The sequence below is a fragment of the Leptospira saintgironsiae genome, assembly GCF_002811765.1.
Lineage (GTDB): Bacteria > Spirochaetota > Leptospiria > Leptospirales > Leptospiraceae > Leptospira_B > Leptospira_B saintgironsiae.
In genome coordinates, this window is the sequence record NZ_NPDR01000008.1 from 98,018 (window position 1) to 112,182 (window position 14,165).

Here is a 14,165-nt window from a genome sequence, read left to right on the forward strand (position 1 = left end):
AAGGTCTGCTAAAACAAAATCAATTCGCTGGCGCGCCAGATTTAGAATTCAACTTTTCCATCTCTACAATACGAGAGCAGAACTTATTTGCAGACTTAATATTATGAGTTACCCAAAGAATAGTAACTCCTTCTTTCTTATTCAAATCAGAGAGCGCCTGCAAAACCTGATGATTCAAAATAGGATCTAAAGCAGAAGTAGCTTCATCTAAACATAAAATTTTGGGACTACAAAGAAGAGCGCGGAGAAGAGAGAATCTTTGCAATTCTCCTCCAGAAAAAAAAGAAGGAAGACGATTCCTATCCTTACCTTCTAAACCCAAGATCGGGATCCATTTTTCTAATAAAGATTCGTATAAGTTTTCTTCTTTGAATAATCGTAAAGGTTCTCTTAAACTTTTTTCCAAGGTCCAAATTGGATTAAAACCTAAAACAGGATCTTGGAAAACAGGTTGGATCCATCTGTAAGGAATTTCCTTTTTGGATTTTCCAAAAATACGAATGTTTCCTGTTTTTTTCCAAGAAGAAGGAATCGGAAGGTCTAATAATAGTCGCAAGAGTGTGGACTTTCCAGAACCGGAACGGCCCAAAATTCCGAGAAATTCTCCTGCTTCTACTCGTAGGTTTACCCCGGACATATAAGTTCTTTCGGAAGAAGATAGGGAAACTTCTTCCAAAACGATGATATGTTCTTTTTTCTCGGACACGAATACCGGTTTAGTGCTTGCTTAGAATTCTGACAACCAATCCCTTAATGACATGAGTTTGAAAATTACGGAAGTAGGACCAAGAGATGGACTCCAAAATGAAAAGTCGGAGGTCCCAACACAGGATAAACTATCTTATATCCAAAAGCTGGTCGCGGCAGGACTAAAACATATAGAAGCCACTTCTTTCGTAAGAAAAGAAAACATTCCTCAACTTGGAGATGCAAAAGAACTCTCCGCTTCCTTGGACTTAAAAGGAGATGTTCATTTCAGCGCACTCACTCCTAATTTAAAAGGATACCAAGCTGCGATCTCTTCCGGATTTAAAGAAGTAGCGGTATTCACAGCTGCTTCTGAATCATTCACTAGAAAAAATATCAATCGAACCATACAAGAATCCATAGATGGATTTAAGGAAATTTTTGCAGAAGCAAAGAAGGATGGAGTACTGGTAAGAGGTTATGTTTCTACAGTAATCGATTGTCCTTATGAAGGGAAAATTGATCCAAAAAAGGTTTTAGAAGTTTCTAAAATACTTTTGGACCAAGGTGCTTACGAGATTTCCCTAGGGGAAACAATTGGCACTGCTGTTCCGGCAGAAGTAGATAAATTACTCAATACACTTCTGAAAGAAATACCTGCAGATAAATTGGCAGGACATTTTCACGATACATACGGAATGGCGATCTCCAATGTACAAAAATCATATGAATTAGGAATTCGATCCTTCGATTCTTCTTCAGGAGGACTCGGAGGTTGTCCTTATGCAAAAGGTGCATCCGGAAACTTGGCCACAGAAGATTTGGTTTACTTCTTCCATAAGTCAGGGATCCAAACCGGTATAGATCTTTCTAAATTATTAGAAGCTTCTGCATTTATGGAAGGGATCTTACAAAGAAAGTTAGCTTCTCGTTCCTATATTGCATTAAAAGCAAAAGCGGCTTCTTAAGAAGATATCGCTAAGAGCGAAATATGCCTCCTTCTACTTCTTCCAAAGAGAAAAACCTGAAAAAAAGTTTTGATCTTTTATACAGAAACTATACCAAACCTGAATTTTTAGATTCTGATCCATTATTTTTATGTTATCTATATGATTCTCCGGAAGACAGAGAATTTGTAGGACTTCTATCCGCGTTATTCGCCTATGGGAATGTAACTGCGATCAGAGGTTTTCTCGCAAGACTTTTGGAACCGATGGGTAAAAATCCAAAACAATATTTGCTCAATCATGGAACCAAGATCTGGAAAAACAAATTAGGACCTTATCGTTTCCAAAAAGAAAAAGACATTCTATTGTTCTTACAAGCAATCCGATTGGCTTATCTAGAAATTGAAAAATCAGGAGAGAAGTTTTTAGAATCTTGGTTTAGTCCAATCAACCCAAAAGAAACAGGCTTAGAAAAAAGGATCTCTGGTTTTCAATCCAGACTTTCTGAAATTTTAAACGACTTGGATCCTGGTTGGAAATCCTACGGGTTAGGCTTTTTGATCGGACTAGGAAATCCTAAATCTGCACATAAACGTTATTGTATGTTCTTAAGATGGATGGTTCGTAAGGAAGGACCTGATCTTGGATTATATAAACAAATCAAAACCTCTGAGTTATTATTTCCTTTAGATACTCATATCAATCGTCTTTCTAATATTTTAGGAATTACGGAAAGAAGGACTTCTGATTTCAAAAAATCAAGAGAGGTCACAGATTATTTCCAAAAGTTTTATCCGGAAGATCCATTGAGAATGGACTTTGCACTTTGTAGGCTCGGAATTTTGCGTAAATGCAAAACTGCCTACGTAGCTGAGCTATGCGAATCTTGCGATCTGAAAGAGGTTTGTAAGATTTATGGGAAAAAGAAGAAGTGAGTGGTACCGCCACGGAGAATTGAACTCCGGTTACCAGGATGAAAACCTGGTGTCCTAACCACTAGACGATGGCGGCGTTTTAATTAGTTCAGCTTGAGTCGTTTGGGATTCGAACCCAAGACCCTCTCATTAAAAGTGAGATGCTCTACCAGCTGAGCTAACGACTCGAACGTAAGAACACGATATTTTTCGGCCCTCTCTGGTCAAACGAATTTCATATAGTTTTTTACCAGTTTATAGAAGTTTCCGAACGCAAAAAATTCAGTAAAAACTTTGTCCGATCTTAAAATCCGGAAGCGATAGTATCCTTTCTGTCCGGTCCCGTAGAGATCAAATCTATACGAACACCTATTAGTTTTTCCAAAGCGCGGATATAATCCTTACAAGTAGAAGGAAGTTTGTCGAATTCTCCGATGCCTGTGATGTCTGTCTTCCAACCAGGGAATTCTTCGTAGATTACCTTTACTTGGTCTAGCCCTTGAGAAGGGAAACAATCCAGTTTTTTGCCATTCCTTTCGTAAGCAACTGCCACTGGAATTTTATCATAAGCAGAAAGAACATCTATCTTAGTAAGTGCAATGGATGTAAGTCCATTGATACGAACTGCATGCCTCAAAACTTCTGTATCAAACCAACCGCAACGTCTTGGTCTGCCGGTGGTTGCGCCATATTCTGCACCTAAAGTCCTGAGTCTTTCCCCCTCTTCCCCGTGAAGTTCTGTAGGGAACGGACCTTCTCCCACTCTTGTGGTATAAGCTTTTGTGATTCCGATCACACTTTTTAAATGATGGAATGCAATTCCAGAACCAATGAATGCTCCACCAGTAGTAGGATTGGAGCTAGTTACATAAGGATAAGTACCAAAATCAACGTCCAGCCCTGTTCCTTGCGCACCTTCTAACAGTATTTTTTTGCCCGCTTTTAATTGGGATTCCAAGTAATAAGGAGTGTTGATGATATTCTTTTGGATCTTAGAATAGAATTTTTTTACATTCTCTAAAATCTCTTTGGCGGAGAGTTCTTCTCCATCATAAAGTTTTACGAGTTCTCTATTCTTCTCATCTACTAGATTTTGTAGTCTGGTTTCGAAATCACTTTCTCTAAGATCTCCGACTCTAAGTCCGATCCTCATCATTTTATCTGCATAACAGATACCGATCCCTTTTTTAGTGGTTCCGATCTTACGATCTGGAGTGCAGGAACTTTCTCTAGCAGAATCGATCAATCCATGGAATGGGAAAAGAAGATGGCAAGCGTCGCTGATCAGAAGTTTATCATATACTGGAAATCCTTCTGCTTGGAGCTTATCACATTCTTCGATAAAGAATGTTGGGTCTAAAACGACTCCGTTACCGATCACACAAACTGTTTGGTCGTAAATGATCCCGGATGGCACCAAATGAAAAACGTATTTTTTGCCATGAACCACTACTGTATGTCCAGCGTTGGCTCCACCTTGGTAACGTACTATAATATCCGTATCTTTGGAAAGGTAATCGATTACTTTTGCTTTCCCTTCGTCACCCCATTGGGTTCCGACCACTAATGTTGCGGGCATGGATTATTCCTTATTTCCTGTTTCTTTTGTATCTGACCGATTGATTTATATAATTTCATATTACCCCAATACCGCTTCCAGCGCATCTACATTGATTGCAAATCCGCAGGCGTCCTTTTGGGTCCCGGAGAATAACTCATAAAGATGATCATAAGCTCCTCCGGTTAGAACTGGTTCTGAACTTCCGGATACGTAACCTTGGAAAACGAATCCAGTATAATATTCCAAATCTGGAATAAGAGTATAATCAGAACAAAATTCCACACCAGGAGTTTTGCCGAGTGAGCCTATAATTTCTCCCGTTTCGGAGATGATCTTTTGGAAAGAATCAGAAAGTCCTAAAGAAGCAAACTTCTTACCTAGATCTTCCTTATGAGAAACAAATCCCAAACATAAAGATTCTAAAACCGGAAAAATCCTAGAAGCGTTTCTATTTTCCAGAAAACGACGGATCTCCGGAAGGTTCTTCCTATATAATAAAAACGACAATTGCCTTTTTTCGGATCTGGAAAGTTCTAATGATTCCAGAACAGAATGAAATACTCCCACGTTCCCAAGCACGACAGTCAATGGCGAACGCAGTTTAATTCCGGAGAATAATCCAGAAATCTCTTTCAAAATTCCTAAAATAGCTGGGGCGCCTGAACCACCAATATGTTCTGCACCTACTTGCAGGATTTCTTTTCTAGATCCGCTCTTTCTACCATAGTCTCTGAAAATTTTTCCCTGATAAAAGATACGTTGGTTTTCTTTGCGGTGCGCAAAACCAGCCATACCTTTTACAGCCTGAACAGTCAAATCTGCGCTAGGAGAGATCTCATTTCCGTCTGAATCCCTGAATCTATATAATGCAGAGGAGTCTTCTGCTGACATGGTAAGCAAAAAAGAAGAAGAATAATCAAAAGAAGGTAAAAATACCTCAGAGTATTTGAATTCTTTGAGCTTGGAACTGAGGGAATTTAGAAGTTCCCTTCTCTCCGAACTCTCGTTCGGTCCAAAAAAATGAAATCCGTCCGGGATCCATTTTTTCTCGCTAAACTCTGGAGGATTATGTGTCATCTGTTCTGTACGAAAGCCCCAAAGAACAGTTCCTTTTGGCTAGGGTAGAATTCAAATCGTTTTTCCCAAAAAATAGAATGACAATAAGCCTTCCAAGGATAGAAAGTATTCTCCGGAAATCGCGTATCCAACCTTAAAGTTCGAGCTCTAAGCACCGAAACCAGATTAACCGCAAGACCTTAAACAGAGACGTAGCATGGCAGAAAAAGAACAATCCGTCGGAAGATGGCAGAAGGAATTCTTCGAGAACATTCACCTATTTAAAAGATCAGGAATGAGTGAAGAAGAAGCTAAAAAGATACTTCAGAAATTTCTTTATCTTTGTTCAGTAACTCCAATGCCTCCGGTCATGGATGTTTTTAAGGATCCATCTTCTCTGGAAAGAATAGGTGTATACACCCCTCCCGAAAAGAAGGCCAGGGAATTCATGATCGAATTCCTTTCTCCTATCATGAAATTTTTTACGGTAGAAGGTATCGAAAATCTAGCAGCAGTTAAACCTCTGATCGGAAAATACCCGGTTACCTTGATTTCCAATCACCTCAGCCATTTGGATGCCCCTGCGATCTTCCAACTTTTATATCATGCTTCTCCAGAAGGTAGAGAAGTAGCTGAACAACTCGTATTCATCGCTGGGCGTTTGGCTTACGAGCCAGACTTTACCAGACTTGGATTGTATATGTTCGGAACTCTTTTGGTCTGCTCTAAGAGAGATATGGCGGACAACCCAAGTCTTTCAGACGTAATGACCAAAATTAATATGAGGGCATTCCGACATTCTCAAAAACTGCAACAAGAAGGAAAGATTGCTGCAATCTTCCCAGAAGGAACTAGATCCAGAGATGGAAGACTAATGCCTTTTGTGGACACAGTCTACCACTATGTTGCAAATAAGGTAATTCTTCCAATTTCATTGGAGAAGACTGACAAAATTCTTCCTACAACAAGCTTGCTCTTCAACCAAGTAGCTGGAAAACTAACGATCGGTAAACCTGTGTTAGTTGGAGAATTATCCAAAAAGGAAATGGCTCATTTCCCTAAGGATATTGAACATCTTCCATTCCCGGAACATGGGGACAAAAAACAATTCCTGATCGATAATTTGGCTCTGCTTGTAGGACAAAACCTGAATAAACACCAACACGGTATTTACAGGAACTTGTATAGCGCCGATGCTAGAGACCAAAACAAACTCATCAAGGTACCGAAAGAACCAAAAGAAAAGGTTGTAGTAATCGGAAATAGCAGTATGGGAATTGCGATCGCAACCGTACTTGCTAATAAAGATGTTAATGTCTTGGTTTACCACCCTGACAAAGAATACACTTCTCAGTCGAATGCAGAAAGAAGAGATCTGAGAACTTATTCTCTCTACAAACTTCCTCCGAACTTAATATTCACTTCTGATCCGGAAGATTTAAAAACTGCAACTTTGTTTATCCAAGGAACCAATCCTTGGGAGTTGCATACGATCTACCCTGATCTACAACCTTATCTTTCTAAGAATAAGGCTCCGTTTTTCAATATTATCAAAGGATTTACCAGTGCTGGTTTGATCCTAGACGATCTACAACAGGGGTTAGGAATAGAAGACGATAGGATCGGAGTGATCTCTGGTGCTTGTTATCCGGACCAGATCATGGAGAGAAAAATTTCCGGATTCGAGATCGCGGCCGTAAACGAAACCCTGATCCCTCGTATTCAAAAATTATTAACTACAGGTTATATTTTCCCAAGATCTGCGATCATTCCTTCAGATGTAAAAGGTGTTCAGTTAGGCGGAGCACTTAAAACAATTTATGCTCTTGTAATGGGAATCGTCGAAGGTTACTTCCAACAAACTTTAGGTGGGAATGTGGATAATTCTCTATTCCATCTTTCCAATCGTTTCTTCAATGAGATGGTAAACGTGGGAGTTCGTATGGGAGGAAAACCGGAAACATTCCAAGGTTTATCGGGACTCACTGACTTTATGTTATCTTGTTTCGGAACAGATGCAAAAGACAGAAAGACAGGCTATGATATAGCGAATGGTCATCCTTCTGAAAAAATGTCTAACGGGTTCTATGGATTGAAAGTAATGCCAAACCTTATGAAAATAGATCCGAATGAAGTTCCTATCATGTATGCTGCTTACGAAGTAGTCATCAATAAGAAAGACGTTCGTAAGGTTGCAGAAGGAATGGAAGAGAGACTTTCGAGAGTTTAAAGCTCTCGTTAGTCTCCTGCTATAAACCGGATTTTAGCGTCCGTTTACGAAAATTTCCAGTAGCCCTTCTGACAGTGCTTCTATCTCAGAAGCTCTTTCTTTCAGGAGTCTGAAAGTTTTTTGTAATGCAATTTCCATTTCTTCTTTTGGAACTCCGAATGTAGTTAGTCCCAATTGGATGACCGTAGTCATCATTCTGAGCCTGTCTATTTTTCCGGAATATACCATTTCTTCCAAAAGGCTTTGGAAGACCCCTCTGAAGGCCAAAGTACGGATTAAATATTCTTGTTCGTCAAATTCAGGATTATATTTTTCGAATAGGATCTTGCTTCTATGAGAGCCGCGATTTCCTATCATATCGGTTACACCGTGGGTTTTGTAAGCCGCTAAGTATGTTTCCGCTATGGTAAGTTTTTTCTGGCAAAGATAGAATTGTAATCCGATTTCCATGGCAAAAACCAGTGGAGGATCCATTTCACCTACCAGGCGTTCGGCGGTCTCACCCGCTTCGTTGAATACTTCGCTAGCTATTGCGAGAAGTATCTCTTCCTTGTTCTTGAAAAAATGATAAAGACTTCCTGTAGTGATCTCTGCTTCCTCGATGATCCTACGTATGGTTGCCTTTTCATATCCTTCACTTACGAAAAGTTTTCGGGAAACTTCTAAAATTTTACCCCGAACTCGGTTGGACTGTTCTATTCTCTTCATCTGTTGACACCCTGCCAGAACAGAGCCTATACATTTTGCATAAGGAGTCCCTTATGGGATAAGCTCGTTCCTTTTTATTTATATGTATTTAAGATTGCGTAATGCGCCTTGTTAGCCTCATATAATTTTTTGAATACGGAAAAATTCCGATCATATACTAATTTATTCGCCGGATTCGGATTCCATCTTTCTTTACTTGGAATTAAACTTTTGATCTCTTCGAAAGAATGAATTTTACCTAATCCTAATGCAGCTATCGCTGCCGCACCAGTAGCTCCCGCATTTTGGGGATGATCTATTGTTTCGATAGTTCTCCCTGTAATATCCGCCAAGATCTGGCAAATAATAGGAGAACGTGCCACTCCGCCCACAAATCTAATGGTAGAAGATGCTGGAATTTTTGTATGAGATAATTCTAAGATCCAACGTTTATGAAAGGAAATACCTTCGATCACAGATCGGATCAGTTTTCTTTTTCCTGTATCCAAACCAATATTGAAGAACATTCCTCTTGCTGCAGGATCTTCGAAAGGACAACGGTTTCCATGCAACCAAGGAGTAAAGATCACTCCATCACTTCCTGCGGGAGTATCTTTAATGGATTCGAATAAGTATGCGAAAAGACTTTCGTGAACTGCGTCTTCTCCTTCCGTTACATTCTTTTTTTCTAAATAAACATCTATCTCGTCTAGGGCAAGATGGTCTTTGACCCATTGTAGACATTTACCAGACGTTTCCTGTTCTCCGAAATAATTATAAAAACCTGCTCGGGCTCCTACGATGGATGCAATTCTAGCGTTGATATCTACAGTTCTTTTTTTGGTTACTGTAGATACCCAACCAGAAGTCCCTGCATAAATATGAGTGTCACCTTCTTCTACAGCGCCTGCTCCGATACCTATCAGAGTAGCGTCTCCGCCTCCACCAAAAACTGCAGTTCCTTCTTTTAATCCTAGTTCTTTTGCGGATATTTCAGTCAGACCACCAATCAGATCTGTAGATTGTATTAGATCAGGAAGATGTTCGAAACGGACTCCGAACATTTTGCAAAGTCCTTTATGCCAGCGGCTTTTGCCAGGGCGAGAATCATATAAGAAAGTAGCAAATGCAGAATCCAAGGTCATGGTAGCTCTGCCAGTACATCTGGTAGTCAGATAATCTTTCACATCCAACCATTTGTGGACTCTCGCAAATTTTTCTGCTTCTTTTGCCTCGACCCATTTATATTTCCATAATGGATCTTTTACACTTCCAGCAACTGCTCCCGTGATCTGTAAGGAACGAAGAAGTTTATAAGCATTCAGACCTTCTATCTTGATCCCATGCTCGATTCCTTTTTTCATTTGCTCACGGGCTCTTTGGTCCATATAACTCATCGCTGGACGTACCGGTTTCAGATCTTTATCAACTAAGACAAGACCTTGCATTTGAGAACAGAAGGAGATCCCACGAATTTCTGCAGAATCTAATTTGCTTTCTTTTAAGACCTGGGCGGTGGTATCTCTCATAGAATTCCACCAATCTTGGGGATCCTGCTCTACTCCTCCGCCTTCTAAAAGTGTGAGTCCGTATTCTTGGGTTGCAGAATTAATTAGAGTAAGCCTATCACCTATTTCAAATAGGCAAGTTTTGGTCCCGGTAGTTCCTATATCGTAAGCCAAAACGTAGACTTTTGATTTCATGCAGCAGATCCTCCGGAACCCAGTCATCGAAAAGCTCGATGAGTGAGCACTCACTCATCAGGAGATTGAAAAGCCCCTCAAAAAGGGCAATCCTTTTTTCTAAAATGAGAAGGCGGTTATATGCGATTGTCTTTTCGTGTCAATAGAATCGCGACAGCGATGCGCGGGCTAAAAATTATCTGCCTATAATCCCTTCCGCTTCTGGTTTGAATCTATAGATATAGTAAGGCCCCTTGCTTAGGATTACGCTATCCAGTTGTAGGAAAACTTCGTTTAACGCACTGCAGGTTAAATACATATATCCATCAGGAGCATAACTAAAGCCGTCGGGCCAACGGAAGCTTGGATCCTTGAATAATGTGGTGATCTTTTTATCTGCATCGATCAGATTCACTGCAGAATGCTCCGCGTCGGTCACATATATGTTTCCGTTCTTATCAATACTGATCCCATCACTCATCGATTTTAAAGAATATTGTTCGACTTGTGCTGCGAGTTGAGCAGCAGTTAACGTAGAATCCCTTAAAACACTGGTTTTAGCACGATATAATTCGCCTGAAGTGAAAGGAGCAAAATATAACCATTCCCTATTTTGATCTAACGCGATAGAGTCTGCATTAAATATAATAGAAACTCCTGCTACTTGGAAAGGAGATCCGTTCACTACGATCTCGTTTCTTTCCCCAACGACGGAGACATGATCTTTCAAAAGGCGTCTTGCTTTTTTGTTTGTGATATCATATACCACGAGTCCTGGATCTGGGATCAAAGGACTTGTATCTGTGATAAATATTGTCTCTGTAACTGTATCAATTTGCATATCGTTGAACAAAGAATCCTTGGGAGCGATAGAAACTGGGAATTCAAACTCATGAATGGTCGTTCCAGTTTCAATATCGAAAGCATAAACCTTTGGTCTTGTTATTGCCAGATTGCCATAATCCAGGGTCCAAAGCCGATTTTTATCATCTACTCTGACTGAAAGAACTGTATTAAAATTTTTCTGAAAGTTTTGGTTCGGAAATGGAAGGACCTGGCCATTCTTTAACTCAGCAACTTTGATGGGTGGAGAACCTTGGGGAAAGAAGGAGAAGAAGAGCCTTCCGGATGCAGATGCGCTGATATTGCCAGGAGGACGATCTAACTGGATTACTTTTTCTAAAGAAGAATTCGGATACTTTGGTAACGTTGTCCTATCTTCTAAATTTCCTGTTTCGCATTTTACGATTGTAAAAACCAACGCAAAGACTATGGCCCATTTTTTTAACATAAAATTTTCTCCACTGCCTCATATCATAAGGCAAAAAAGAAAATGGTCGTCCGCATTGTTTAAGTCGAACGTCCGAATTTAAGAAGTCGGTCTTATACTTAAAATCGTAACTTACAACTTTCTTATTTCTTAAAGTACTAGTATACGATGTAAACTTGTGTTCACATGAAAAAGAACGGGATTATAGGATCGAATTACCTTGTACTTATATGCGTCTTACATTTCGCAAAACCACTTATTCGCATAATATTGAGATCGTTATAATTAGAAACTAAAATGATATGTACTTCCCATTCCAAAATTATAATTTGCTTGGAACTAGAACATATACCTCCTATACTGTCATAGTTACTTCCGAGCATATTGTGATGACTTCCTCGGACCTAAGTGATGCGAATTATTATCTTTTCACTATTTAAATAAAAACGGGGCTTTCTATGCGTGAAAACCAAGTAAAGGTATACGGCTACAGATGGGTGATTCTTGGTCTATACGCACTCATTACGGCGATTATCCAAATCCAATGGCTGACTTTTGCGCCTATAGCCAGAGAAGCTAAAGTATTTTACGATGTTTCAAGCCTTCAAATAGATCTTCTCTCCCTCATTTTTATGGGAGTATTCGTGTTAATGGCGATCCCTGCTTCTTATATCATCGATACTTACGGAATTAAGATCGGAGTAGGAGTAGGCGCTGTTCTTACTGGAATTTTCTCCTTAAGCAAAGGAGTTTACGCAGATAATTTTAACATAGTGATCGCATCTCAAATCGGTTTAGCGATCGCACAACCTTTCATATTAAACGCAGTCACAAAAGTCAGCGTTCAATGGTTCCCAATTACTGAAAGAGCGACCGCAGTAGCAATCGGAACCTTAGCGCAATTTGTAGGTATCATTTTAGTAATGGCGATCACTCCTAGAATGTTAGGAGAAGTGAATCCAAATCCTCAAGAGATCCCCGGAATTCTTTTAAATTATGGATTAGTAGCTATGGTTGGAGCTGTAGTTTTCTTGGCGTTCTTTAAAGAGAAACCTCCAACTGCTCCTGATAATTCAAATCTGCGAGATTCTAAATTTAAAGTATTCGAAGGTTTAAAACATATCTTAAGCCAAAAAGATATGAGAAAATCTCTGCTTCTATTCCTGATTGGTTTAGGAGTATTTAATGCAGTCAGCACTTGTATAGACCAGATCTGCGAAACAAAACATCTGAACATGACCCAGTCCGGAGAAATTGCAGGAATGATGTTAATGTCAGGAATTATCGCAGGCATTTTCGTTCCATTAATCTCAGATAAGATTGGTAAAAGGCAACCTTTCTTAGTGATCTCTATGGCAGGATTTTTGCCTGGAATGTTATTATTCTCCTTAGCGAATGATTATACATTAGTATTAACTGGAGCATTCTTGATTGGATTCTTCTTACTCGGGATCGGTGCTCCAATCGGATTCCAATATTGCGCAGAGATCACTTCTCCGGCACCCGAATCATCTTCTCAAGGACTTTTACTTTGGATTGGGCAGATATCTGGGATCTTCTTTATCTTAGGTCTGAACTTTTTAGGAATTGATCTATTCTTAAAAATATTTATAGGTCTTGGAGTATTAAACTTAGCTTTGTCTTTCTTACTGAAAGAATCTCCTTTGATGTTAGGAGCAAAAGTACAAGAGAATTCTCTCTCCAGAAAATAAATAAAAAAAGGTCCGTCGGAATTACTCCGACGGACGGTTTAAGGTTTGCTATTCAATGGATCAAGTCGTTTCAGTATGTGATCCGATTTGAAGAAATTCGTTCCAAAAATTTTCGGTAATTTTTAGCGTTACGTCTTCCTCTGATCTGATCTTGTATCATATTCCAAATCAAAGAACCTGGTAGCCTAGGTTCTTTTCCTTCTCCCATTCTTCTAAACTGAAGACGGATCGCGGACATCTTAGAAAGTGAATTTAATGCAGGATTAGAAAGTTTTGGTATTTCTATAGAGACCTTTTCTATTTTTCCAGAAAGTAATCCATTTACGAATGTAGGATGAAATGCAAAAGGTGCAGCGATCCCAACTAAGTCTGCTTCTTTGGAAATAATAGCTTCTTCCATTACAGATTTGCTTCTGAATCCTCCGGTTACTAGTAGAGGAATTTTAGTGATCTCTTTTGCCTTTTTAGCAAAATCTAAAAAGTAAGCTTCTCTTTTGTTTGTGCCTGTTCCTTGCATCGCAGGAGATTCATAATTCCCCCCTGAAATTTCCAGAAGATCCAAACCGATCGGTTCGAGCATTTTGATTACTTGGATAGAATCTTCTTCTTGGAAACCTCCACCTTGGAAGTCCGCAGAATTTAATTTAACTCCAATTCCAAAATCGGATCGAACAGATGCTTTAATACCTTTTAGAACTTCCAAAAGGAACCTGGTCCGATTTTCCAAAGAACCACCCCATTCATCTTTTCTAATATTAGTAATTGGAGAAAGGAACTGATTTAATAAATATCCATGAGCAGAATGAACTTCTACTCCGTTAAACCCTGCCTTTTCGGCTATGACAGCAGCATCTATGAATTTTTGGATGAGGACTTTGATCTCTTCTCCCCTTAATTCTCTTGGTTCTCCAAAAACTTTGGCGAACATTCTGCCAGGTATATGAACTTTTATTGGAGAAGGTGCAACAGGTGTTTCAGTAATAAAACCAAATGTTTGCCTTCCTGGATGATTGATCTGCATCCAAATTTTGGATTCGCCGGATTGGCCAATCTCTGCCCATTTTTTTAGGGGAGAAAGATCCATGTCTTTTCTTAAGATCACATTGCCCGGACCTGTTAGTCCATTTACGTCCACCATTACGTTTCCGGTAAGAAGAAGTCCCGCGCCTGATTGGGACCATCTTTCATAAAGTTTGAATAATCTTTGGCTAGGAAGAAATTCCTTATCCGAAAGACCTTCTTCCATAGATGCTTTAACAATTCTGTTTTTGAGTATTTGGCCGTTTGGAAGTTTATATTCGGATGAAATTCCTTCCTTTGATAATGCCTGGATCATAAAATTCTCACTCACAATTTCCTACCATTCGGTATTTATTTGACTGTGCTGGTCAATAAAAATTCCTACCGGTTGGTATTTAT

Annotated in this window: 11 protein-coding genes and 2 tRNA genes; 4 read left to right on the top strand and 9 right to left on the bottom strand. The window is 39.4% G+C overall.

What is annotated here, in order from left to right; all coding sequences use genetic code 11:
* Positions 1-19: 19 nt before the first annotated feature.
* Positions 20-706 (bottom strand): ATP-binding cassette domain-containing protein, encoded by a 687-nt coding sequence (locus CH362_RS16255; protein WP_100711377.1) that lies wholly within the window; start codon positions 704-706, stop codon positions 20-22.
* A 52-nt stretch (positions 707-758) separates the two neighbouring features.
* Between CH362_RS16255 and CH362_RS16260 the strand changes: the two genes are divergently transcribed.
* Both CH362_RS16260 and CH362_RS16265 read left to right on the top strand, forming a co-directional pair.
* Positions 759-1,655, top strand: coding sequence for a hydroxymethylglutaryl-CoA lyase (locus CH362_RS16260; protein WP_208859602.1), 897 nt, complete (start codon positions 759-761; stop codon positions 1,653-1,655).
* A 23-nt stretch (positions 1,656-1,678) separates the two neighbouring features.
* Positions 1,679-2,569: a TIGR02757 family protein gene (locus CH362_RS16265; RefSeq protein ID WP_100711378.1), complete on the top strand. Its 891-nt coding sequence runs from the start codon at positions 1,679-1,681 to the stop codon at positions 2,567-2,569.
* Position 2,570: 1 nt separating this feature from the next.
* Here the strand turns inward: CH362_RS16265 and CH362_RS16270 are convergent.
* From CH362_RS16270 to CH362_RS16285, 4 genes are all read right to left on the bottom strand, one after another.
* Positions 2,571-2,645 (bottom strand) — tRNA-Glu (locus CH362_RS16270).
* A gap of 18 nt (positions 2,646-2,663) precedes the next feature.
* Positions 2,664-2,736 (bottom strand) — tRNA-Lys (locus CH362_RS16275).
* 116 nt (positions 2,737-2,852) lie between these two features.
* Positions 2,853-4,127, bottom strand: a complete 1,275-nt coding sequence (locus CH362_RS16280) for an adenylosuccinate synthase (protein ID WP_100711379.1) — start codon at positions 4,125-4,127, stop codon at positions 2,853-2,855.
* A 60-nt stretch (positions 4,128-4,187) separates the two neighbouring features.
* Positions 4,188-5,186, bottom strand: a complete 999-nt coding sequence (locus tag CH362_RS16285) for an ATP phosphoribosyltransferase regulatory subunit (RefSeq protein WP_100711380.1) — start codon at positions 5,184-5,186, stop codon at positions 4,188-4,190.
* A 196-nt stretch (positions 5,187-5,382) separates the two neighbouring features.
* On the opposite strand from CH362_RS16285, the gene CH362_RS16290 reads away from it, so the two are divergent.
* Complete coding sequence (locus CH362_RS16290) at positions 5,383-7,395, top strand: 1-acyl-sn-glycerol-3-phosphate acyltransferase (RefSeq protein ID WP_100711381.1); 2,013 nt, start codon at positions 5,383-5,385, stop codon at positions 7,393-7,395.
* Positions 7,396-7,428: 33 nt separating this feature from the next.
* On the opposite strand, the gene CH362_RS16295 is transcribed toward CH362_RS16290, so the two are convergent.
* The 3 genes from CH362_RS16295 to CH362_RS16305 all read right to left on the bottom strand — a co-directional run bounded on the left by CH362_RS16295 (position 7,429) and on the right by CH362_RS16305 (position 11,055).
* Positions 7,429-8,103, bottom strand: a complete 675-nt coding sequence (locus CH362_RS16295; RefSeq protein WP_100711382.1) for a TetR/AcrR family transcriptional regulator — start codon at positions 8,101-8,103, stop codon at positions 7,429-7,431.
* A 74-nt stretch (positions 8,104-8,177) separates the two neighbouring features.
* Positions 8,178-9,785, bottom strand: coding sequence for a xylulokinase (locus tag CH362_RS16300; RefSeq protein ID WP_100711383.1), 1,608 nt, complete (start codon positions 9,783-9,785; stop codon positions 8,178-8,180).
* A gap of 175 nt (positions 9,786-9,960) precedes the next feature.
* Positions 9,961-11,055: an L-dopachrome tautomerase-related protein gene (locus tag CH362_RS16305; protein ID WP_100711384.1), complete on the bottom strand. Its 1,095-nt coding sequence runs from the start codon at positions 11,053-11,055 to the stop codon at positions 9,961-9,963.
* A 437-nt stretch (positions 11,056-11,492) separates the two neighbouring features.
* On the opposite strand from CH362_RS16305, the gene CH362_RS16310 reads away from it, so the two are divergent.
* Positions 11,493-12,746, top strand: a complete 1,254-nt coding sequence (locus CH362_RS16310) for an MFS transporter (protein ID WP_100711385.1) — start codon at positions 11,493-11,495, stop codon at positions 12,744-12,746.
* A 70-nt stretch (positions 12,747-12,816) separates the two neighbouring features.
* Here CH362_RS16310 and CH362_RS16315 read toward each other — a convergent pair whose 3' ends face one another.
* On the bottom strand, positions 12,817-14,097 hold the full coding sequence (locus CH362_RS16315) for an NADH:flavin oxidoreductase/NADH oxidase family protein (protein ID WP_100711386.1): 1,281 nt from the start codon (positions 14,095-14,097) through the stop codon (positions 12,817-12,819).
* Positions 14,098-14,165: the final 68 nt, after the last annotated feature.

Excerpts from the sequence above, each read along its gene's own strand:
- CH362_RS16290 (WP_100711381.1), top strand. The coding sequence starts at position 5,383 with ATGGCAGAAAAAGAACAATCCGTCGGAAGATGGCAGAAGGAATTCTTC.
- CH362_RS16310 (WP_100711385.1), top strand. The coding sequence starts at position 11,493 with ATGCGTGAAAACCAAGTAAAGGTATACGGCTACAGATGGGTGATTCTT.
- CH362_RS16265 (WP_100711378.1), top strand. The coding sequence starts at position 1,679 with ATGCCTCCTTCTACTTCTTCCAAAGAGAAAAACCTGAAAAAAAGTTTT.
- CH362_RS16295 (WP_100711382.1), bottom strand. The coding sequence starts at position 8,103 with ATGAAGAGAATAGAACAGTCCAACCGAGTTCGGGGTAAAATTTTAGAA.
- CH362_RS16300 (WP_100711383.1), bottom strand. The coding sequence starts at position 9,785 with ATGAAATCAAAAGTCTACGTTTTGGCTTACGATATAGGAACTACCGGG.
- CH362_RS16285 (WP_100711380.1), bottom strand. The coding sequence starts at position 5,186 with ATGACACATAATCCTCCAGAGTTTAGCGAGAAAAAATGGATCCCGGAC.
- CH362_RS16260 (WP_208859602.1), top strand. The coding sequence starts at position 759 with ATGAGTTTGAAAATTACGGAAGTAGGACCAAGAGATGGACTCCAAAAT.
- CH362_RS16305 (WP_100711384.1), bottom strand. The coding sequence starts at position 11,055 with ATGTTAAAAAAATGGGCCATAGTCTTTGCGTTGGTTTTTACAATCGTA.
- CH362_RS16280 (WP_100711379.1), bottom strand. The coding sequence starts at position 4,127 with ATGCCCGCAACATTAGTGGTCGGAACCCAATGGGGTGACGAAGGGAAA.